24 protein-coding genes are annotated in these 21,945 nt (G+C 43.1%); 12 read left to right on the forward strand and 12 right to left on the reverse strand.

Translation table 11 applies throughout. The features are described 5' to 3' along the window. Positions 1 to 14: 14 nt before the first annotated feature. The 5 genes from DCO56_RS02755 to DCO56_RS02775 all read right to left on the reverse strand — a co-directional run bounded on the left by DCO56_RS02755 (position 15) and on the right by DCO56_RS02775 (position 5,898). Positions 15 to 1,106: a dipeptidase gene (locus DCO56_RS02755; RefSeq protein ID WP_245935763.1), complete on the reverse strand. Its 1,092-nt coding sequence runs from the start codon at positions 1,104 to 1,106 to the stop codon at positions 15 to 17. Position 1,107: 1 nt separating this feature from the next. Beyond that, a complete protein-coding gene (locus tag DCO56_RS02760) occupies positions 1,108 to 2,214 on the reverse strand; it encodes a D-TA family PLP-dependent enzyme (protein WP_108632216.1) in 1,107 nt (368 codons plus the stop codon). Positions 2,215 to 2,224: 10 nt separating this feature from the next. Then, positions 2,225 to 2,689 (reverse strand): RidA family protein, encoded by a 465-nt coding sequence (locus DCO56_RS02765; RefSeq protein WP_108632217.1) that lies wholly within the window; start codon positions 2,687 to 2,689, stop codon positions 2,225 to 2,227. 33 nt (positions 2,690 to 2,722) lie between these two features. Next, the gene (locus DCO56_RS02770) at positions 2,723 to 4,051 is read right to left on the reverse strand and encodes a GntT/GntP/DsdX family permease (RefSeq protein ID WP_108632218.1); all 1,329 of its coding nucleotides are present in this window, start codon (positions 4,049 to 4,051) and stop codon (positions 2,723 to 2,725) included. A 380-nt stretch (positions 4,052 to 4,431) separates the two neighbouring features. Continuing rightward, positions 4,432 to 5,898 (reverse strand): aminoacyl-histidine dipeptidase, encoded by a 1,467-nt coding sequence (locus DCO56_RS02775; protein ID WP_108632219.1) that lies wholly within the window; start codon positions 5,896 to 5,898, stop codon positions 4,432 to 4,434. Positions 5,899 to 6,025: 127 nt separating this feature from the next. Here DCO56_RS02775 and DCO56_RS02780 point away from each other — a divergent pair, with 127 nt between their 5' ends. Next, entirely contained in the window at positions 6,026 to 7,510 is a 1,485-nt protein-coding gene (locus DCO56_RS02780; RefSeq protein ID WP_108632220.1) for a glycoside hydrolase family 130 protein, read from the forward strand. On the opposite strand, the gene DCO56_RS02785 is transcribed toward DCO56_RS02780, so the two are convergent. Then, on the reverse strand, positions 7,482 to 9,695 hold the full coding sequence (locus DCO56_RS02785) for a glycosyltransferase family 4 protein (RefSeq protein ID WP_108632221.1): 2,214 nt from the start codon (positions 9,693 to 9,695) through the stop codon (positions 7,482 to 7,484). The genes DCO56_RS02780 and DCO56_RS02785 overlap by 29 nt on opposite strands. A 218-nt stretch (positions 9,696 to 9,913) precedes the next feature. On the opposite strand from DCO56_RS02785, the gene DCO56_RS02790 reads away from it, so the two are divergent. After that, positions 9,914 to 10,501, forward strand: a complete 588-nt coding sequence (locus DCO56_RS02790) for a sugar O-acetyltransferase (RefSeq protein WP_108632222.1) — start codon at positions 9,914 to 9,916, stop codon at positions 10,499 to 10,501. Between the two features lie 67 nt (positions 10,502 to 10,568). On the opposite strand, the gene DCO56_RS02795 is transcribed toward DCO56_RS02790, so the two are convergent. From DCO56_RS02795 to DCO56_RS02805, 3 genes are all read right to left on the reverse strand, one after another. Continuing rightward, the gene (locus DCO56_RS02795; RefSeq protein WP_108632223.1) at positions 10,569 to 10,967 is read right to left on the reverse strand and encodes a GNAT family N-acetyltransferase; all 399 of its coding nucleotides are present in this window, start codon (positions 10,965 to 10,967) and stop codon (positions 10,569 to 10,571) included. After that, entirely contained in the window at positions 10,964 to 12,472 is a 1,509-nt protein-coding gene (locus tag DCO56_RS02800) for an NAD(P)H-hydrate dehydratase (protein WP_108632224.1), read from the reverse strand. Before DCO56_RS02800 ends, DCO56_RS02795 begins: the two co-directional genes overlap by 4 nt. A gap of 103 nt (positions 12,473 to 12,575) precedes the next feature. Beyond that, a complete protein-coding gene (locus DCO56_RS02805) occupies positions 12,576 to 12,824 on the reverse strand; it encodes a hypothetical protein (RefSeq protein ID WP_108632225.1) in 249 nt (82 codons plus the stop codon). 56 nt (positions 12,825 to 12,880) lie between these two features. Here DCO56_RS02805 and DCO56_RS02810 point away from each other — a divergent pair, with 56 nt between their 5' ends. The 3 genes from DCO56_RS02810 (at position 12,881) to DCO56_RS02820 (ending at position 15,726) form a co-directional block, all read left to right on the forward strand. Next, positions 12,881 to 13,708, forward strand: a complete 828-nt coding sequence (locus DCO56_RS02810) for a DUF4846 domain-containing protein (protein WP_108632226.1) — start codon at positions 12,881 to 12,883, stop codon at positions 13,706 to 13,708. Positions 13,709 to 13,969: 261 nt separating this feature from the next. Continuing rightward, entirely contained in the window at positions 13,970 to 15,172 is a 1,203-nt protein-coding gene (gene hmpA, locus DCO56_RS02815; RefSeq protein WP_245935764.1) for an NO-inducible flavohemoprotein, read from the forward strand. Positions 15,173 to 15,240: 68 nt separating this feature from the next. Beyond that, positions 15,241 to 15,726, forward strand: a complete 486-nt coding sequence (locus tag DCO56_RS02820) for an RrF2 family transcriptional regulator (RefSeq protein WP_342749283.1) — start codon at positions 15,241 to 15,243, stop codon at positions 15,724 to 15,726. A gap of 604 nt (positions 15,727 to 16,330) precedes the next feature. On the opposite strand, the gene DCO56_RS29010 is transcribed toward DCO56_RS02820, so the two are convergent. Next, the gene (locus DCO56_RS29010; RefSeq protein WP_146190965.1) at positions 16,331 to 16,594 is read right to left on the reverse strand and encodes a hypothetical protein; all 264 of its coding nucleotides are present in this window, start codon (positions 16,592 to 16,594) and stop codon (positions 16,331 to 16,333) included. Between the two features lie 655 nt (positions 16,595 to 17,249). Here DCO56_RS29010 and DCO56_RS02830 point away from each other — a divergent pair. Together DCO56_RS02830 and DCO56_RS02835 are read left to right on the forward strand one after the other, a co-directional pair. Then, positions 17,250 to 17,540 carry a hypothetical protein gene (locus DCO56_RS02830; RefSeq protein WP_108632229.1) on the forward strand — a complete coding sequence of 97 codons (291 nt, stop codon included), beginning with the start codon at positions 17,250 to 17,252 and terminating at the stop codon, positions 17,538 to 17,540. 8 nt (positions 17,541 to 17,548) lie between these two features. Next, entirely contained in the window at positions 17,549 to 18,169 is a 621-nt protein-coding gene (locus DCO56_RS02835) for a hypothetical protein (protein ID WP_108632230.1), read from the forward strand. A gap of 46 nt (positions 18,170 to 18,215) precedes the next feature. Here DCO56_RS02835 and DCO56_RS02840 read toward each other — a convergent pair whose 3' ends face one another. Continuing rightward, positions 18,216 to 18,689, reverse strand: a complete 474-nt coding sequence (locus DCO56_RS02840) for an SRPBCC family protein (protein ID WP_108632231.1) — start codon at positions 18,687 to 18,689, stop codon at positions 18,216 to 18,218. A 122-nt stretch (positions 18,690 to 18,811) separates the two neighbouring features. On the opposite strand from DCO56_RS02840, the gene DCO56_RS02845 reads away from it, so the two are divergent. Together DCO56_RS02845 and DCO56_RS02850 are read left to right on the forward strand one after the other, a co-directional pair. Next, a complete protein-coding gene (locus DCO56_RS02845; RefSeq protein WP_108632232.1) occupies positions 18,812 to 19,321 on the forward strand; it encodes a GNAT family N-acetyltransferase in 510 nt (169 codons plus the stop codon). Continuing rightward, positions 19,318 to 20,163 (forward strand): metallophosphoesterase, encoded by an 846-nt coding sequence (locus tag DCO56_RS02850; RefSeq protein ID WP_219929291.1) that lies wholly within the window; start codon positions 19,318 to 19,320, stop codon positions 20,161 to 20,163. The genes DCO56_RS02845 and DCO56_RS02850 overlap by 4 nt, the downstream gene beginning before the upstream one ends. 48 nt (positions 20,164 to 20,211) lie before the next feature. Here the strand turns inward: DCO56_RS02850 and DCO56_RS02855 are convergent, their stop codons facing one another. Continuing rightward, positions 20,212 to 20,793, reverse strand: a complete 582-nt coding sequence (locus DCO56_RS02855; RefSeq protein WP_108632233.1) for a TetR/AcrR family transcriptional regulator — start codon at positions 20,791 to 20,793, stop codon at positions 20,212 to 20,214. Between the two features lie 59 nt (positions 20,794 to 20,852). On the opposite strand from DCO56_RS02855, the gene DCO56_RS02860 reads away from it, so the two are divergent. The 3 genes from DCO56_RS02860 to DCO56_RS02870 all read left to right on the forward strand — a co-directional run bounded on the left by DCO56_RS02860 (position 20,853) and on the right by DCO56_RS02870 (position 21,907). Then, positions 20,853 to 21,041, forward strand: coding sequence for a hypothetical protein (locus DCO56_RS02860; protein WP_108632234.1), 189 nt, complete (start codon positions 20,853 to 20,855; stop codon positions 21,039 to 21,041). Beyond that, the gene (locus DCO56_RS29015) at positions 20,996 to 21,442 is read left to right on the forward strand and encodes a hypothetical protein (protein ID WP_146190966.1); all 447 of its coding nucleotides are present in this window, start codon (positions 20,996 to 20,998) and stop codon (positions 21,440 to 21,442) included. Before DCO56_RS02860 ends, DCO56_RS29015 begins: the two co-directional genes overlap by 46 nt. A 174-nt stretch (positions 21,443 to 21,616) precedes the next feature. Beyond that, positions 21,617 to 21,907, forward strand: coding sequence for an RNA polymerase alpha subunit C-terminal domain-containing protein (locus tag DCO56_RS02870; RefSeq protein ID WP_108632236.1), 291 nt, complete (start codon positions 21,617 to 21,619; stop codon positions 21,905 to 21,907). Positions 21,908 to 21,945 lie beyond the last annotated feature (38 nt).

Genomic DNA, 21,945 nt, shown 5'->3' on the forward strand with positions numbered 1-21,945 from the left:
CTGCTGCCCTCTTATTACTCCGGCAGGGCCTTCCGCATAAAATCCAACCAGTTTTGACTGGCAATTTTTGTCAGATCAGCATCGCTGTACCCGCGCTGCTTCAATAAGTCAAAAACCTTTTGGATATCAGCAATGGTCTCCAGATCATAAGGACATTGCTCCCGGCCGAACGCCCCATCTAAATCACTTCCTACGCCAACATGATTGACATTGCCAGCCAATTGGCAGATATGATCGATGTTATCGGCCATAATTTCCATCGAGCAGTTGCTGGATTTCGGGTCAGATGTACCGCGCACCCAGTTGGGCACCATCATCCAGGCATCCAAAGCAACGCCGATAACAGCTCCCTTGTCCACTAAAATCCTGATCATCTCATCGCTGAACTGCCGATTGTGATCCACAAACTTCCGGCAATTGTTGTGGCTGGCCCAGATCGCACCGCCATACTGTCCCATGGCATCCCAAAAAGCATCGTCATTGAGATGTGTGGCATCCAGAATCATGCCCAATCGTTCCATTTCCTTCAATAACTGCACCCCTTGCGCATTGAGCTTACCGGAGGAATCGGTTCCATTCGCATACCTCCCCGGCCCATAATGCGCCGGGCCGATCGCCCGCAAACCATAATTATAGGCGACTTCCACATAACTGACATCCACCAAAGAATCGGCACCTTCCAGACTCAACAAGTAACCGATGGGCTTATTTGAATGATCCGTTCCCTGAGACCACAATGCACGATGTTGATCCAAATCGGCCTTTGTTTTGATCATCTTCATGTGCCCGTCAGCTTCCATGGCCTTGTACCAGGCTAATTGTCCCTGTGTCTGCGCCCAGGCCTGCTCTGCTGAATACCAGCCTGGCAATGGACTATCGGGGCGAACAAAGCGCGCAATCTGCGTTGCCACGACCATACCGATATTCCCCTTGCGTAGTTCGTCAAAAGTAACCGTCGCTTTTGCCCGGTCGGGTTTATCGTTCATACCCTCCTCCCGCCGGTTCAATTCCTGAATGGGCAGCCGGAGATCCCGGTTCCATTCCATGGCGTTCATGCTCAAATCGAGGTGTGCATCAACCACAAAAGGCATTTCAAATTCGTACATATCAATAATTTATCTTTTTACTTCGAGCCAATACCTTCCAGACCCGATCAGTAGCTCCTTTATCAACTACCTGCACCTCGTCATAACAGGCGACTGTCGGACAGATGTGCCGTGGCACACAATATAGCTCATCGCCAATCTTAAAATCGGTACTGTCCCGCACTTCAACGACAAGGTGCTCCTCACTCTGCATTTTGATCGTTTCGATCCGCCGGTCAAAAAATTTGACACGGGGCTGCGGCGATTCACTTGCAACGGACTTGTAACCCAGATCCAGACACAGATGCTTATGATCCACGATGGAAACAACACGTGTCAGCAACACAGCGGCTACCAGAAAGTCCTGTTCGGCATAATTTTCGGCGTAACCAAAATCCCAGAACACAAAGGTTCCGGGACTGCATTCCACATCATCACGTTCGGCATGGAACGGAAAACTGGGTGATCCGCCGATCACCTTTGTCAGCGGTGTAGAAGTAGAACCCTGCGCCATCAGATAGACCATTTCAAGTACACGATATGTCTGCTGGCTTTGTTGTTCACGAACTTGATGATCTTTATCATGAATATGTCCATCATAGCCATGTACACCCATCAAATGAATGCCATCAAGCAACTGAATATCAAGCACAAGACGCTCTATTTGGGCGATAGAAGCCCCGGTACGTCCCATACCGACATTAACATCGATGTAAATTGCAAGAGGCCTACCATTTTGCAGCCCTCGCGCTGATAGCTCATGCGCCGAATCGGCATTGTCTACCAGACAGGCATAATGTGTATTGGGAAATGCTTCGATCAAATGTAGCAAACGGTCTATCTTTGGTCCTACTGGCTGATAAGCCAATAAAACATCCTTCGCTCCGACCATACCAAGAAGTTCGGCTTCAGCGATGGTCGCGCATTTGAATTTGCTGATCCCGCTGTCCAACAATAACTGACAAACCTCCCTACATTTGTTGGTTTTGATATGTGGCCGTAAACGGCCGGCATCCCCATTGACAAATTTCAGTGCCCTTTCTATATTCCGAACAATACGATCAGGATACACCAGCAGTGCCGGGGAATCTACCTGATCCGCATTTTGTACCCGATACCAATTTTCCATAATCCACCGATTAATATAACTCGAATAGCGCTTCTATTTCAACAGGGATATTATCCGGTAAAGAGCCAAATCCGACCGCACTACGTGTACCGATTCCATTTTCCTCCCCCCATACCGCAGCGAACAACTCACTACAGCCATTGATTACCCCAGGATGATACAGAAAATCGGATGTACAGTTGACCATACCCAATACTTTAATAACCCGTTTAATTTTATTCAAGGAGCCCAAATTAGTTTTGATTGTCGATAACATGGTCAATCCCACTTGTCTGGCCGCAAGTTTTCCATCCTCGGGACTGATATCGCTACCAATCCGTCCAATAATCAGGGAAGCATCGTCCTGTACCGGTCCGTGTCCAGAAAGATAAAGATACTTGCCATCGATAACGTAGGGTTTATATACACCTTTAGGTGCCGGTGCCGGTGGTAGTGTCAAACCTAATTTTTCGAATTGTTCATCTGCGTTGTACATCGTGAATGATTTTAATGTTTAAAAATATATGAGCTAATATAAAATAATTTGCAATAGCAAAACAGCGACAAGCCCGACAATGGAAACGATGGCTTCCATAATCGACCAGGAAAATAAAGTATCCTTGACACTCAGGCCAAAATACTCCTTAAACAGCCAGAAGCCCGCATCGTTGACATGGGAAAACATGAGGCTTCCGGCCCCGATTGCCAATACCATCAGATTGGGGTCAACCTTGCCCGCTGTAACAATCGGCAATAAAACGCCCGCAGCTGTCAGTGCGGCAACTGTTGCCGATCCCACGCAACCTCTTATGACCGCGGTAATTAACCACGCTAGTAGCAAGGGTGAAATCGGAAGCTGCTGTAAGGTATTGGCCAACAACAAGCTCACGCCGCTATCTTCCATGACCTGTTTGAATACACCCGATCCGGCAATGATCAGCAGGATCATTGCGATATCCCTGACGGCCGACTCATAGATTGACATAACTTTGACCATGGATCGGCCAAGTTTCAACCCCAATAAGTAGGTGGCTATAACTATGGCAATGACCATCACGGCTGTTGGACTGCCTATAAATTTCAGCCAGCGCTGTACTGTCGTGTCATCGGTATGGTATATATAAGGTATAAGGGTAAATAAAATAATCAATAGGACAGGTAACAAGGCTACTGCCAAGCTGGTAACAACGGTAGGCTGCTTATACGCCTGTTGATCAACTGTTTTTTCCTGCCGAAAGATTGATTCTTGACTCGGGAGCATATTCCGCAGGCGGCGGCCGAAAATAGGTCCTCCTAATACAATCGCCGGAATAGCGATCAAAAGACCATAAATCAATGTCAGCCCCATATCTGCATGAAAAAGTGCCACCAATGCAACAGGTGAAGGATGGGGTGGAATAAATCCATGTGTTACCGATAATGCAGCCAACATGGGTAAGCCAATGTACACGGCCGGCAATTTGTACCGATAGGAGACCGAAAAAATCAGGGGTACCAACAGTACGAAACCAACCCCATAGAACAAGGGAATCCCCACTACGAAGCCCGTTAGCATCAATCCCCATTGCAGGTATTTCTCCCCCATTAGTCGGACCATCTGTACAGCAATGATTTCGGCCGCACCACTCTCGGCGACAATCTTGCCCAGCATTGCGCCAAGCACGATAATCAGCGTCAGGCTACCCATAACGCCCGCGATCCCTTTTTCGACGGTACCGACCAGCTGATCCGGTGCAATACCCAAACACAGTCCGCTAAGAATCGAAACTAGTAAAAACGAAAGAAACGCATTAATTTTAAAATAAGTAATGCAGAGGATGAGCAAACAAATGCTGATTACAATGAGGATTATGGTCATTATATCAATATTAGGTCAATCCCTCATAGGAGAGATTTAATAAAATTTTGGTCTAGTAAATCATTTTTTCATCCTGAAAGTACAATTATTTTTCGTTTTCTGCAAGGAAGACAAAAAAATAATTGAGGATATTGCTAAAGAAGAGCATCATAACCAAGGTGTTTTTTTAAGTGCGTTTAATGGATAAAGAAAGATGACATGGCCTGAATCCTCGGCACTTGGGGGTGAGTACAGCTGTAAAAGAAAAGGGCTGTCCAAATCGTTGATATATCCCGGGATATAGGTAAAAACCTCTAGGGTACACATCAACTTTTTTAAACAGCCCTTCGTATGTTGATACGATCGTCTAAGCAGCTATTGTCACAATATATAATAGTATCTTATTTACGTGGAATCTCTCTTAGTATTTCGAGCACAAATTGCCAATATTTCTGAACAGAAGATATGGAAGCACGTTCTGCCGGTGAGTGTGCACCCAATATCGTGGGTCCAAAGGAAATCATGTCCATACCAGGGTAGTTTGTGCCCAATATGCCACATTCTAATCCGGCATGACAGGCAACAACTTCCGGAGCCTCGCCATGTTGTTTCATATAAATGGATTTAAGCAGCTCCAAGATTTCGGAATTCGGGTTGGGCGCCCATCCTGGATAACTGCCGGAGAATGCCACGGCAAAACCACCTAATTCAAAGGCTGCCTGTAAAGAATGTGCCAGATCAAACTTGGAAGTTTCGACCGAAGAACGGGTCAAACATTTTATAGCTATTTGTCCATCCCCCACTTCAACTTTAGCAATATTGTTGGATGTTTCGACCAGATCCTCGAAATCCGCACTGACACGGTACACACCGTTCAATGCAGCATAAACGCAATTGATTAAATTCTCCTGTACGCGGACAGGAACAACGGTCGCATGAACCGCATCGCTTGGCTGTACGACGATTTCCATCAGGGGCTCGGTCGTGGCAAATTCAAATTTGATTTCTTGTGCCAATTGTGTCAGTTCCGCAACGAATGCAGGCGATTTGTCTTTATTTATGACAACTTTGGCTACGCTTTCTCTTGGGATCGCATTGCGAAGGCTGCCGCCCAATAAAGACGCAATACGTAATCCATAGCGTTCATTGGCCTTAAACAAAAGTCGGTTCATCACTTTATTGGCATTTGCAAAGCCCTTATGGATATCCATACCTGAATGCCCGCCATGCAATCCTTTTACCGTAAGTTCAAAAGATATGGCATCTGAAGGGCACGCCTCTGCTGCATAGGATTGTGTTGCTGTAACATCAATACCACCCGCACAGCCAATGTCGATCTCATTGTCATTTTCAGTATCGAGGTTCAATAGGATCTCACCCGACAGGACACCGCCTTTTAATCCTAACGCCCCGGTCATTCCGGTTTCTTCGTCGATGGTAAACAAGGCTTCAATAGCCGGATGAACGATTTCCGCTGATTCTAAAATGGACATGATGGTCGCAACCCCCAGACCGTTATCTGCCCCCAAAGTGGTTCCTTCGGCTTTTACCCAATCGCCGTCCACATACATTTTAATCCCTTCATTATCGAAGTCAAAAACGGTATCGTTATTCTTTTGGTGAACCATATCCAAGTGCGACTGCAATACGATTGTCTTGCGGTCTTCCATACCCGCACTTGCAGGTTTCTTGATCAGCACATTCCCTATTTCGTCCACGCTGGTCACTAATCCCAGTGATTTTCCGAAATCTACCATAAATGAAATGACATGTTCCTCTTTTTTCGAGGCCCGTGGAACAGCATTCAGGGCAGCAAAATTTTTCCAAATTGCTTTTGGTTCTAATTTATCTAAACTATTTTCAGCCATATCTAAAAATTTGTATCTGTCAAAGTTACTCCATTTTTACAACATATCCTGTCTTTATCCGAAGCTTATAAAAACAAAAACCCGTCGCTGATCGTTCTTATAGCGTGTAAACTTGAAAAACGCTGACATGCATAAACCTGTAAAAGTAGATCGAAAAGACATTTATTTCAAACCGGACAAGAAAAGGGTATTAGCCAGATTTTTCTCTCTCGGTGACGAGCGTACCGTCAAGGTCATCAAACGCACCCTGGGACTGAGCGAATCCGAGCGAAAAGAGGTTTTTGGTCAGATTCTCCGTAGCTATACAAAAAGACATCGTAGCATTATCAACATTTTTGAACGTAATTTTGAACGAGTGAGCCATTTACTGGAGAAAGTTCCATTTCCGAAAGATAAACTCAGCCAATTGGACAAGCTGTTGATCGGTTCATACTTTACGATGGAGTATTCCATTGAATCCGCAGCGCTTTTTAATCCTTCCATTGTAGAACACCCGGATCAGACCGAGCTCTTTAAAGGCGAAAAACGGGTCATACTGAGCTTTAGGGCCACGGGTGAAGGCCATGTATCTTCGATTGTTTTTCGTGCCGGAACGCTTGATCTGGACAATAATATCCATATAGATTATATCGGTAATTTGCTAGACAAACCAATTCAGGTCAAAAACCACCGTTATCATAAGGAGTCCTTCTTAAAAAAGATGAACGAGCTCCATGCCGAACCCACGGAAGTGAAAATGAAGCTTGAGCAAAAATTAACAGCAACGTTTACTTATGAGGAACTCAAGCGTTATATAGACGAGGTCAGACGGGATAGCGAAGAAAACCTCGAAAACATCACCTTTTTACAACAGGCACTATGGCTGGCCTCATCCCATTATGAAATGACATTTTCACTGGACACTTCCATTTCCGAACGGGTCATCTTCCCGATTGCGGATACAGAAAAAAGAGGCATCGAGGACGCCCGTTTTGTACAGTTTAAGGATGAAAAAGGAGAAAGCATCTATTATGCGACCTACACAGCCTACGACGGATTCAGCATACTCCCCAAACTTTTGACCACCAAAGATTTCTACCATTTCAAGGTAAAACCGATCTATGGGGAGATCGCCAATAAAGGGGCGGCACTCTTCCCCCGAAAAATCAACGGCAGGTATGCGATGCTGTGCCGTATTGATGGTGAAAACAACTATATCGCCTATTCCAATAACATCAATATCTGGCAGGAAACAGCGATTAGGATCCAGCAACCTGAATATGCCTATGAATATGTGCAGATAGGCAATTGCGGATCGCCGATAGAGACCAAGTACGGCTGGCTGATCCTGACACATGCCGTCGGCCCGATGCGCGAGTATGTCCTCGGCGCAGCCTTACTGGACCTGGACAACCCGCATGTGGAAATAGGCCGTCTTCACAGCCCCTTGATGACTCCCAATGACGAGGAGCGCGAAGGCTACGTCCCTAACGTCATTTATTCCTGTGGTGCACTGGTTCATAATGAACAGCTGATTTTGCCTTACGCGATGTCTGACTATGCATCCACCTATGCGACAATCAACCTGGAAGACTTGCTGCTTGCTATTTTGAATCCTGAGCGCTATCAATAAAAGCACCGTAAACGATAATATAGGCAAGATAGAAACACAGGGTGCTTTCGGCCCCCTGGTTTCTATTGATTCCATAAGATTCAAGGCCATCGCAGCAGCCTTTGGTTTCTTCGTCGTAAAGTCCAAGCTTTAGATCATTCTCACCTAAAAACCAGCGGAATGAAGCAATCATACGGGCAAAATAGACCTTTTTGTTGGTCAGACGAAATGCTTCGCGGTACATAAACACCATCGCTGTGACATCAAGCGGCTGCTGACCGAATTTGCTGATGTGTTTTCCTTGTTTTGCCCAGTCCTGATTGCCGACCAGCGAAAGAGCGCCATTCTGAACGGTAATGCTCTCCAGAAATGTCAGGGTCGATAAGCCCAATTGTTTCACTGCCTCATCGTTGAGAAATGGATAGGCTGTCAGTAAAGCATAAGGCAAAATAGCATTGTCATAGGCCAGTACAGCCTCAAACCATTGCCAGTTGTCATCCGAACTTGCCTCATATTCCCGCATCAACTTGCCGACCAGTTCCCGCATCAATTCGATCATGACTTCGTCATTCGACTGATGATGCAAATACTCCGCGATACCGAGTATGGTATAGGCAATGGCCCGATTGGACCGCAGCTGACGAAAATTTGGCACAGATCTAAAAAACAGTTCATGCCCCAACTGATAATAGCTTGTCAGCTTTGTTTCCCGGAGCAGTACCCCCAAAGCCCAGATCGTTCGGCCAAAAGAATCCTCTGATCCGACTTCATCGAGAAAATTATGCTGAAAGCTCATGAAATTATGAAACAGCCCGTCTTCCCGCTGATGATAGTAGATGTAACTCAGATAGGTGGAGATACGACGGTCTAGTCTTTTATCTGAAAAGTCACGCTGTGCCAATAAAGTGACCAGTAGTGCACGCGCATTGTCATCCAGGCAATACCCCTCTTTGTAATTGGGCAACGAATAGGTCGCATGCTGCAAAATACCAACCTGGTTGGTCAGCCGATCGATATGCTTCCAGCTGAACTTGGGCATTTCATCTTTAGAAAAAGTGACATTTTCTTTAAAACCATCCAGTGAAGGCACTACCTTATCCAAAAGCCGGGTGTAGCGAAGTCCGATATTTCGCCAGGTCATCTCCCTACCAAAGTTTCGGGCATTGTCGCGCAGGGTCATACGGTATTCCTGATTGCTAAATAATGCCGTCAAGGTCCTCGCCATCTGGACAGGATTTTTAAAGTCTACCAGTACGCCACGACCATCTGCCAACAGCTCTTTGGCATGCCAATAGGGCGTGGATACCACTGCAGCCCCCGCCCCGATGGCATAAGATAGTGTTCCGCTAGTGATTTGCGCTTCGTTGACATAAGGAGTCACATACACATCGCAGGCCGACAGATAGGTAACGAGGTCCAACTGGCTGACAAAAGAATTGACAAATTGCACATGTTCTTCCAAATTATATGCATCAATCAAGCTCTTGAGATAATCACGGTATTCTTCTCCGGAATGGGCCAGTACATTGGGGTGCGTCTTCCCAACGATCAAATACAAAAGATCAGGTTCGTCTTTAACCACCTCGGCAAGAGACTCAATTACGGTTTCAATTCCCTTATTCCGTCCGATGAACCCGAAAGTCAATAAAATCTTTTTACCTGAAAGCCCCACCTGCGCTTTGGCTTCTTCCTGACTAAGACGAAACTCGGGTACCCCGTGATGGATGAGCCTCACTTTTGCGGTATTGACACGATAGACAGATTTCAACAGTGTAATCGCGTAATTGCTCATGACAACAACGATGGAAGCGCGTTTGACCAATTCTATCAAGATCGCCTTCTCGTCGACATTAGGTTTCTCCAGAATGGTATGAAAATTTACCAACAGCGGAATATGAAGCGCATTAATGAGCGAAAGAATATACATACCGCTATTCCCTCCAAAAATACCATATTCGTGTTCAAGTACGACGCAGTCGTAACCATTGTCATTGATGTAGTTGGCAGCTTCGATATAGGAAAGCTGATGGTGCTGGTCAATGGTAAAAACCACTTCACTTGGATAAAGATAATCTCGATCAGCAACGGCAATAACGTGCTGGGTCAGATCCTGATTGTGTAGGGCCACTGCATGCAGCAGATCTGAAGTGAAGGTTGCGATACCACATTCTTTGGGTAAATAGGTACTGATATAAGCGATTTTCATTGAAATAATTGTTTTGAATAAAAGCCTTCCGTGAAGACAATAGCATTCTGTGTGTTCCATTATCTAAATGCTTCTCAGCAGCAAATTGTTTGTAAAGAGTATATTATTTCATCCAGAAAGAATAAATTCAGCCCATAAACGACAGTTTAATTTTAACTGTCCATGTAGTGCCTAAAAAACTTCCCGTATATTTGCGCGAGATCAAAAATATTGACTGAATGAAATCACCAAAGGAGAAAATGATTGCGGGCATCCCCTATATCGATACGGATGGACAACTATTTAAAGAGAGGCAATTTGCAAAAGAAGAGCTCAAACGTTTCAATGACTCCGAACCCAAACAGATCAAATTCAGAAAGCAGATCATTCAAAAGCTATTTAAAACGACAGGTAGCCGTTTCTTTCTAGAACCACCGTTTCGTTGCGATTATGGCTATAACATCTCCATTGGTGAGAACTTTTACAGCAATTACAACTGCACCATATTGGACGGCGCACCCGTGACAATTGGCGCAAATGTACTGTTCGGGCCAAACGTCAGTCTTTTTACCGCAGGTCATCCGATTTATTTTGAAACAAGAAATCAGGGTTGGGAATTTTCCGCAGCTATTGTTATCGAAGACAATGTATGGATCGGCGGACAAGTAGTTGTTAACCCCGGCGTACGTATCGGAAGAAATTCGGTAATTGGCTCCGGTTCGGTGGTTACAAAAGATATCCCTGCTGATGTCATTGCGGCAGGAAATCCATGTCGCGTCATCCGCCCGATTACAGCAGCAGACCAGATTGATTACACCAACATTTAGGCAGCATAAAGACCGCCGCTGGAAATGAGGGCCTGAGGTTAGTCAAAACTTATCGTTAAATACCAGCTCAGACTATTTTTCGAAATCGGTCCGGCTTACCCGATTCTTTCACCGGAACAAATCCATTTCGTGTCCAAAAATGCTGATGCTCCACATCCATCTGAACAAAAAGACGATGACCATTGAAGGTTTTGATAAATTGTACTGTATAACGCAGCAAGGCACTGCCCACTCCCCGTCTTCTAAAATCGGGATGGACAGCAAAATAAAGAATTTCATAATCGTTTTCTGAACGCTTCAGGCTGAGCACACCGACAACTTCGTTTTCACTGTATGCCGCAAAATGAGATGCCTCAAAATCCCCGTCCAGCATGACCTCCGACAGATTCCCTTTTGAACTAAAAACTTCCTTTCGAAGTTTCCAGGTACGAGCCGCAAATACCTGTTCAATATACCAATCCGTCATGACTGTTTCTCCAGTTCTAAAAATGCAGCGGGGAGGTGACTAATGATATCCGAAGGTAATAAAGAATAAACGCCTAGCGTCTGCACCGCAATATCCGCCGCCCTGCCGTGTAAATATACCCCCATAATCAAGGTTTCCTGCGAAGAATAGCCCTGGCCTAGCAAAGCTGTCAATATCCCTGTCAAAATATCTCCGCTTCCCCCCGTAGCCATCCCCACATTGCCCGTGCTATTGAAATAGACTGTGCCATCAGGAGTAACTATTGCACTATTGGCACCTTTTATCAAAATATAAAGCTGGTATTCCTCCGCAAAGGCCTTCACTTTCTCAAGTTTTTCAAAATCATTCTGCCAAGTTCCCAGTATCCTGCTCAGTTCTTTGGGATGCGGAGTCAATATACTGCCCTTCGGAACAAATTGCCATAAGTCGCGATCCTGTGCCAGTATATTCAATGCATCAGCGTCCAATACCAAAGCAGTATCAAGCCCTTGCATAATAAATACCTTGAAAGCATCAATCGTATACTGTGCCGTTCCCATACCAATTCCGACACCAATGGACTGAAAGGTACGAGTGTCGGGAAACTGCGTAATCATTTCTTCTTCGGGATCACTTATTACCATCGCTTCAGGGACAGCCGTTTGAATGCTGGTATATCCACAGGAAGGAATATAAGCAGAAGCCAGCCCGCATCCCGAGCGCAGAGCTGCTTTCAGTGCCAATTGCACCGCCCCCATCTTTCCCCTGCTGCCACCAATAATCAGACAATGCCCAAACGTCCCTTTATGGTCAAATTTGCTCCGTTTCCGATAGAACGGGCCTAACAATGCCAAATCAATATAATGAAATATGGTATCAACCTGTTCAAGAGCAGATCTGCTCAGCCCGATATCCAATACACGGAATGCTTTGGCCCACCTGCTATTGCCGGGCATTAACAATCCCAGTTTAGGTGATTGAAATGTATACACCACATCTGCTTGTATGACGGGGGCCTCAGCTGCCGTTGGCCCGTCACTTAACAGCCCTGAAGGCATATCTATTGCATAAATTGGCCCGGTACAACAATTAATACCAGTGATAAGGCTACGCCATTCTTCAGCAAGCGGACGTTTCAGTCCGTAACCGAACAAGCAATCCAAAACGATTGCCCCAGCAGGAATATGAACCTGAGTGTCGGGACTAATCTTCTGAATGAGGTGGGCAGACAGGCGTTTTTGATTCGCCAAATTAGCGGTTGAATAATCCGTCGCATCAACTAAATACACATTGACTTGAGCCTGCTGCTGATCCAGGAGCCTGGCCAATACCAATCCGTCGCCCCCGTTATTGCCTTTACCACAGAAAATATAAAAAGTATATTGCGCCAAACGTGGGTATAACTGCTTTATTTCATCAAAAACAGTTGTTGCCGCCCGTTCCATCAGGTCAAGGCTGCTTACTTCCTGATCTTTCATGGTCTGCTGATCTACCCAGCTCATCTGGGCAGCTGAAAGTATCTTCATATCCGTTGTATTTTATTTTGGGCATCTATTGTCAATGATTCTTAGGAAAACAGACGCCCGTTCTAATTTACTTAGAAAATAGAGTACAACCAAGACATGAACACTATTCGCTTATGGTCACTTCCTTCACGCCTCCGGTACGTTTCAATGTACCCCAGGTATTCAATTCACCCTTAATGGCTTTTCGAACTGATTTGAACAGCACGAAATACATCAGTTGACGCCAGAAAAACGTTGTGGAAATAGGTAAATTAAATTTTTCAAGGCCCCCTACTGTTGCAAATTTATCCCCATGCTCCTTAAAATAATGGATAATGCGGGACAATGCAGCGGGCGGCCCCGATTTCGGCACTCTGCTGAATTTTAGTTACCTTAGTAGAGCAGTAAACATTGACTAGAAAACCCGATATGACTACAACATATTTATTATTAGCTGTACTATCTCTACAGGCACTCATTGGCTGTGGACAGCCAAGTTCGGCTATATCACAATCGCAGCCCAAAGACCAGACCGCTGCTGAGCATACTGAGGCGTTTATTGCCCCCACAGGAATGACTGTCAAAACAAGAATTTCATTACCCAGTGGTTTTGAAAGACTTTCTTATACCACAAAAGACTTTGGCAGTTTTCTGGAAAACCTTCCGCTCTACCCGATAGACCATGAGGTCCGTTATTATAACGGAAAAATTAAGCCCAGGAACAACATCTACAATAGTGTTATCAAACTGGATATTGGTAAACGCGACCTCCATCAATGCGCCGATGCCGTAATGCGTTTACGCGCCGATTACCTCTATCAACAAAAAAGGTATCAAGACATTAAGTTTAACTTCCTGTCGGACGGAAAGCCACGCAGTTATACAAATTATGTCAAAGGAGACTATTCTTATGCAAAATACTGGAAATACATGGAGTATATCTTTGCCTATGCCAATACAGCTTCTTTACATGACGAATTACCTAATGTAAAAACAACGAAGGCAGTCAAAATCGGAGACACTTTCATACAGAAAGGCTCGCCCATTGGCCATGCGATTATCGTCGTTGATCTCGCAAAAAATAAGGAAGGCAAGACAATCGTACTACTCGCCCAAAGCTATATGCCCGCGCAGGAAATACAGCTTTTGAATAATTGGAATGATCCACAATTAAGCCCTTGGTATGATATCGACAAGGACGTAATCAAAACTCCGGAATGGACCTTTTATGCTAAAAACCTGAAAACTTGGGAATAGTTATCCTATTCGGCAAAGGCCATTAGCCTATTTTGAATCAATAGAACCCGGCAGTTAGCTATATGTCCGGTATCGGTTTTCGTTTAAAATTTAATAAAAGATATTTTTGTCTTTTATTAAATTTTTCTATTTTTGTTTTCGATAGTCATTTGCAAATGTATCCTATCAAGGAGTAATAATAACCTCTAAAAGAGGTTAAATCACATTTCATTCCTTTTTTTTAAAAAAATAAAAGACAAAAAGGTATTTAAATATTTTATTATGATCACCGAAACACAGAAAGATTTAATCAAAGGAACCATACCCGTTTTGAAAGAGCACGGTGTTGCGCTAACCAGCTATTTTTACAAACGGATGTTTACCCACAATCCTGAGCTTAAGCATATCTTCAATATGGGCAATCAGCAAAATGCAAAACAACAGACTGCCTTAGCTACGGCAGTATTGGCCTATGCAGAACATATTGACAATCCCACGGTACTCTTATCTGCCGTCAAACACATCGGACAAAAGCACAGTAGTCTTAACATCCGTCCCGAGCACTATCAGATCGTAGGCAAGCATCTGCTGGCCTCTATCCGCGAGGTGCTGGGTGATGCAGCTACAGAAGAACTTATAGCGGCATGGAAAGTAGCTTACTTTCAATTGGCTGATCTGATGATCGGCATCGAAAAAGAGATGTATGATCAAATGGTCCAAAATGAAGGTGGCTGGACAGGCTGGAAGCCTTTTAATATTGTTAAAATCGTTTCAGAGACTGCAGAAATACAATCGGTTTACCTGGCACCGACCGACGGTGGGAAAGTTCCAAGACATAGCGCCGGCCAGTATGTAAGTGTGCGCGTTTACCTACCTGAACTCCATCTATATCAACCACGGCAGTATAGTCTGTCCGATGCCAGTAACGGTCAATACCTCCGTATTTCTGTTAAAAAAGAAACTCCTGCTGGAAAACCGGAAGGAATGGTCAGCAACTACCTACATCAATACTTTCAAGTAGGTAAGCAGCTGGAATTGACAGCACCCACTGGTTCCTTTAACCTGATGGAGAATAAATATCCGCATGTGTTTATCAGCGGCGGAGTCGGGCAGACTCCATTGATGGCGATGCTGGAACAGCTGGTTAATACTAACGGACAAAATGCAGTCACCTGGATCCATGGCTGTAGAAACAGTGAGCTACATGCATTTAAAGAAAGGCTCATGGCACTGGAAGAACAATACGAGCACATCAGCTGCTTCTCCTTCTACGATGAACTCCGGGAGAGCGATAAGTACAATCTACCGGGTTGGGTGGATCTTGCTAAAATAGATCCCGAGCATCTGCCGCAAAAAGCCAACTACTACCTATGTGGCCCTTCGGGTTTTATCGCAAAGCATTTTCAGTATTTGACCAGCCGAGGCATTGAAAGCGAAAACATTCATTTTGAAGAATTTGGGCCCGCTTCACTACAGCTCGGTTAAGCGGATAGTTATGGCCATCCGTAAATTTTTCATGGATTGCGGATGGCTATTCTTGATTTTGTACCTTTGTGGAAAAGCAAGAACAGATTATGGGTATTTTTTCCAAAACATGCGAATATGGTCTCCGGGCAGTTTTTTTTATCGCACAACGTTCGCAAGAAAACAAACGCGTAGGCATAAAAGAAATTGCTGAAAATATCCATTCTCCCGAAGCTTTCCTAGGTAAAATCTTGCAAAATTTAAGCCGAGCAGGTATTATCCGGTCCATGAAAGGCCCCGGAGGCGGATTCTATCTGGACGCATCCGATATGTCCACTCCATTGTCAGATGTGGTTAAAGCAATTGACGGAGAGAATCTATTTGTAGGTTGCGGAATGGGCCTGGAGTTCTGTTCTGAACAGTACCCCTGTCCGCTACATCACGAATTTAAAAGCATTCGCAACAGCCTGTCCGAGATGCTTCAAAAAACAACCGTCGGTCAATTCAACGACGACCTCATCAAAGGAAAAATCTTGCTGACAAAATCCAAAATTACTCCAGATCAAGACACATAAAACGACTCTCAAAAGCGGACAACATCGGTCCAAAATAACATATTTTTCATTCCATTAGGAATTATTTCCTAGGATGCCAAGTGTTGCTACAGTCTTCGAACACTATCATTATAGAAATCTCGACATATAAACATAAAAAACAAATAAAGCTCATAAGTATACTGAAATAAAACAACTTAAATGAATTAAAAACAGCAATAAATCAGCACACAACCTCATTTGACCCTGTAGCCATAACAACCGCTACCGATGTCGCCCCTCCCTAAAAAGAACATCTATAAAGCCTTCCTTCACAAATTTACCTACCTTCCATTACCGTCTGCATTAAATACCTGTATACGATGCGTTAATCAAGAATAACTTCGCGAATGCATAAGTATTTGACGAAAAAAATGATAAAATGGCGCGGTCCAAAAGCGCATTTCTTATGGGTTAAACCACATATATCATGCTCATTATTGGTCAAAATAACCTTCTCTCAGAGTTTTCACCCTTTAACACAAAATTCACAAAAATAAATTATATTATTATTTAAATTAGAACACTTTACAAAAATCATATAAATAAAAAAATAACATATAAAATACGGTAAAAACTATGGTTTTCAACTAAAAAAAGGTATGGATAAAATTCTATCCATACCTTTTTTTTTCAACACAACAGCCCGCCCTGCATTGAGTGCTTGCTTGCTTGCTTGCTTGCTTGCTTGCTTGCTTGCTTGCTTGCTTGCTTGCTTGCTTGCTTGCTTGCTTGCTTGCTTGCTTGCTTGCTTGCTTGCTTGCTTGCTTGCTTGCTTGCTTGCTCGCTTGCTTGCTTGCTCGCTTGCGACAAAACACCTTTTTATAATATCCAAAGAAAAGGAATACATGATCATCAACAACTATCCGCCAGCATGTATCGCATCGACCCTTTATTTAACCACGTTTTTAAGAGACAGAAGCCCTCCAAAGACAACAAGAGTAGCAGAATATAGGTCAGTCAGAAAGTTGTCTTAAAAGCCATAAAAATAAGCTTACTTCAAATAGCGCACAGCAAAAACAGATGATCATCAACAACTATCCGTCAGCATGTATCGCAGCGGCCCTTTATTTAACCACATTTTTAAGAGACAGAAGCCCTCCAAAGACAACAAGAGTAGCAGAACATAGGTCAGTCAGAAAGTTGTCTTAAAAGCCATGAAAATAGGCCTACTCCAAATAGTGCACAGCAAAGATAGATGATCATCAACAGCTGCCCGCCGACATGCGTTAGCCTCTTTATTGAACTATATCTTTTAATTGACACAAGTACTTTATGCACGATATCACTAGATTTTCCACATGGAAAAATAGCTAAGAAATAATAAAAAAACCACAAAACAAACTAACCCACAACAAAATAGCAACATCTAAATAAATAAAAAAATTACATACAGAAGGTACTATTTAAATGATGAAGTCGAAACAACAACAAAAATTTTAAAAACACAGACAAGCAAAAAGTCTTCCTTCTTGTTATCTTTGCACTACTATATAATTCATTATATGCATAATTGTTCAGCCGAAGACAGTTTGTTTGCACAGATCGAGATCAAGAAAATAAAAAAGCCCGTATCAATAGAAACAAAATTTGTCCGTAATTATCGTGATACATACAGCTTCCGCATCTATCTGTATAATGAAGCTACAAAAATCTATCAGGTAGCAATGAACCAGATAGCTGCCTTCGATTTTCTACAGAAACAGCTTCTGGAGGAAAATCCCAATCTAACGATCATCGCACGAAATCAGATACCCTCGTATTTGAGAACAAAAGACAAGCCTACACACTATTAATTTATTATATGGAAAGTTATTCGTCCAACAAAAGTTCATTTTTACAAACGGAGATAAGGAAAATCTGCAAAGTCCGCAATGCTGGTATCGGACTGTTTATAGCGATGTTTCTTTTTTGCTATGGCTTCTTCTTTTACGTTTTTTTGGAAAAATGGACGGGTACTTCCGACAAGCTGACTTTTTTCTATAAATCCCTCCCCCTACTTAGTACCTTGTTCGTTTATTTCGGCGTACTTTTCGGCGGATTAAGCTGGGCCGTTTATGCCAAAAATCAGAAATTTATTCTCGCCTTAAGAGCACTCAATAGCCGTGACCTTGATATTTACCAACGATACACAAACAGACTTGTCCGCATTTATGCAACCATTGCGCCTTATCTTTTTTGTGAACATGAACTTATATTCTTCACTTTTTTTGGAAGTAAAAAAATCTCGATCAGTCAGATCCACCGCATCGAGACTAAGATTATTCAGAATCCCCGCGGTCCAAACAGCTTCCGCGTCTATTTTTACAACGAATTCTCCAAGATCCATCAGGTGACAATGAACCAGAGAGGTGCCTTTGATTTTTTACAGGAACAACTTCTACTGGAAAACCCATATCTGAGCATTACCTCAAGAAACCGATAAGCTCCTTATAGCCAAACCTTAAACAATACCACCTTCTACCCTATCCTCAGCAATAACAGACATAATCTCCTGATTCCGCAACCGCTTTAATGATACGATTACGCTCTTCAAGAAATCGTTTCATATATACAGTAAGGAAAGACCATTCAGCAAACCTTCCCAAAGGACCTAAAGGTGCCCTAAAATGAAACACATCCCGCATCAGAATAGCACCATCCTCCTGCTCTTCAAACAGATGCTGATGATCCATCGACTGAAATACCCCCTGTATCATCTTATCCTCAAAAAAATAGGGCTTTTCCATTTTCGTGATCCGCACCGTCAAGGTTTGATATACGCCCAGATGCTTTGCTCGCCACCGAACAGTCTGCCCCAGCTCAATCAACCCACTGGTGATCCCAGCTATTGCCCGCTCATTTGTTTTCTTCGTCGAATACATATGCAGGTCTATACTGCGGGCCAGATCAAAAACTATAGCTATGGGCGCATTTACAAGGGTATCTAAAACAAGTGTTGGCATACAATCGTCGTGTCAGTAAATCTGTAACGAATTTCGCAAAAATCACGATGTTTTTTTAGGAAAGCGTCCGACAATTATCTAACTTAATCCTATACTTAGGTTTAGATGTCAATAATAAATTTATGATCACACTACTTCCATTTGAAGAAACCGACTTTGAGCGCTTCAAATCCTGGATAAAATCCCCAGAAGAACTCCTGCAATTTGCAGGCCCTTATTTTTCTTTTCCAGTCACTGACGTACAGTTAAAAAAATACATTGCCGATCCCAAGCGTCGTGCGTACAAAATTATCAGTACAGAAACAAACAACGTTATCGGGCATTGCGAATTAAATTTTGAAAGAGCTACCCCAAGACTATCCCGCATATTGATTGCTGACAATACAGAGCGCAACAAGGGTTTCGGAAGAAAAACAATAAACGCCATGCTAAAACTTCTTTTCATCGACGATGTATACGATAGCGCGGATCTGAATGTGTATGCATGGAACAGCAATGCGATAAAATGCTATGAAGGAGCAGGATTTGAAATCAATGAAGGTGTCACAACCGATACTCCCATCGGCAATGAAGTTTGGAAAAGTCTAAATATGCAGGTTACAAAATCCAGTTGGTTAGCCAAAACACAATGAAAAGGAAACGTTTTTTTAAGAAAGGTTTTATCTCCTTCATCTTAATTGCAGCTTTGGCCGGCTATTACGCTTGGCGGATTGAACCGCATTGGGTAAAATACGAGCAACTAAAGCTCCCCATAAGACATCTTCCTGAGAACCTCGAGGGGAAAACGCTTGTCCAGATTTCGGACATCCACATCGGTAACTATGTGGATAAAGATTTTATTAAAAACAGCTTCAAAAAAATTAAAAAAATAAGCCCGGACATTATTGTCTATACTGGCGATTTCGTCCGGTTGACCAACAACGCCCTACCGCTCGATGACCTTGATGATGTCATGCAAGCGGCACCAAAAGGAAAGATACTAACAGTGGCAATCTTAGGAAACCATGACTATGGACGTGCTTTTAGGGACAGTGCCGCAGCCGATTCGATTACCGCCCTTATCACAAAACATCAAATAAGGGTTTTAAGAAACGAGCGTGCAAACGCAGCTGGCCTGTTGCTCTACGGTATGGACGACTACTGGGGAACAAACTTCGACCCGATAAAAACAATGCAGAACTACGACAGCAAACAGGCTAGCTTAGTCATTTGTCATAATCCGGATGTTGCTGATCTGGATGTATGGAATGGTTATGAAGGGTGGATCTTGTCCGGCCATACACATGCGGGCCAAGTTCGGATCCCATTTTGGGGCTCTCCGATAATCCCCGTCTCCAACAAAAACTATGACCAGGGTGTTAAAAAACTAGATGGAAATCGGACGCTTTATATCAACAGGGGCCTTGGCCATAGTATCCCGATTCGCTTTAATGCACGGCCAGAAATAAGCCTTTTTACTTTAACAAGAGGTTAAGTTGATGGATAACACTGCGTTTAACCTCGTCACAAGCAAGAACCGGAATTAGGTCAGGTATGGATAGAAAGCAACTTCTATCGTTTGTCGATAGTCTTCCAGCGCATCCGATTGACACCGGCCTCCCAGTACTGCAAAACTCGAATACCAGAAATCTGATATAATAAAAATCTGACGTATAAAACCCTTCAGTATAGCTATCGGTATGTCCTGCCGGAACATCCCTAACTCAGCGTAGTACCTGAAGAGGGAGACAAACTGCTCCTCACGACGCATGACAAGATCCCTGTAAGACTCACCAATTGCAGGGATCCACGCACATACCTCAACAAAATTGACAAAAATGAACCTGTATTTATTGATCAATCTATAAGATCCGTTAATAAACTCCTGCAATAGCTCCCGAAGCACAAGATCTTTCTTATCAAATAGAGCCACCATTTCATCGTAATCACGTTGGAGTTGCCCGAAAATAGTAAAGATAATATCTTCTGTATGTTTAAAGTGGTAATGAAGATTTCCGGCGCTAATTCCCATTTCCCGAGCAATCTGACGTGTCGTTACCGTACGTATCCCCTCCCTGTTATATACATCTAATGCTGCTGCGACAATTTTTTCTTTCGTATTCATGACACAAAATTAGAACAATTGTTCTAATTTTGTGTCATGAATGATAAAATTAAGATCATATGAAAGATAAAAAGAAGGGAAACTGGCTGAAAAATCAATACTTCGACTTAAAACAGACACTCATTCCGATTCATCCTAACGATAGTTCATGGAAAAAATTCGGCAAACAGACAGCTTTTTTTATGTTTTTAACGTTGATGGCATGCGGAGCAATAGCGATGTTGATCGCCGTTTCCTTTGCACATTAGGAAAGGCACTTTTTGACAATATATTTATTTTCTACTGGTTGTGCTGGTTCTTTATCCGATTTACACGGCACTGCCATTTTCAGATTCCATATTTAAACAGCTGGCTTACGGATTTTGTCTTTGTTCCCATCATTGTTCACGTCTCATCTGTTGTGGGAAGTTATTTATTTAACAATGGTAATCCACATAGCTATCCGCTGTATCAAATCTGGTTTATAGCCGCTATTGTATCGCTAGTTTTTGAGTGGGTAATGCCCTACTATACGGATTATAACACAGCTGATCTTTATGATGTTTTTGCCTATTTCACCGGAGGGCTATTTTACTTTTTGTTTCATCAGCCCCGTTATATCAAAAAAAGTTCCGATGGAACCAATCATTTGGTTTGTAGCCAAAATTAAATCAGAGCCGATAAAAACACATTCTGGAACAAAAATAGGATATACGTTCTGAAAAATTTTCGCTCAAAATCGCCCAGAATATCTTATTGAACAACAGACATTAAAATAGCAAAAGCATAAACTATAATCGAAGAATAATGTTGATATTGTATTTAATTAGCAGATATAGGCCACATGACAAGAATCAAAACCAAAAGAACATGTACTAATGGGCACAGCTTCTATAAGAGTACAGACTGCCCAACATGCCCAATATGCGAAAAGGAAAAGAAACCTAAAGATGGTTTTCTAGCTCTTTTGGGTAGCCCCGCTAGAAATGCACTTTTAACCCATGGCATAGATCAACTTGAAAAACTGGCTCAGTATTCGGAGAAGGACCTGCTGAAGCTCCATGGTCTTGGAAAGACTTCCTTACCTTTGTTAGGTCAGGCTTTAATGGAAAAGGGATTAAAATTTAAGGAGTAGGCTGCTCCAAAGACTATTCTGTCAGGTGACAACAAAAA

It is taken from the genome of Sphingobacterium athyrii, from assembly GCF_003071065.1.
GTDB lineage: Bacteria > Bacteroidota > Bacteroidia > Sphingobacteriales > Sphingobacteriaceae > Sphingobacterium > Sphingobacterium athyrii.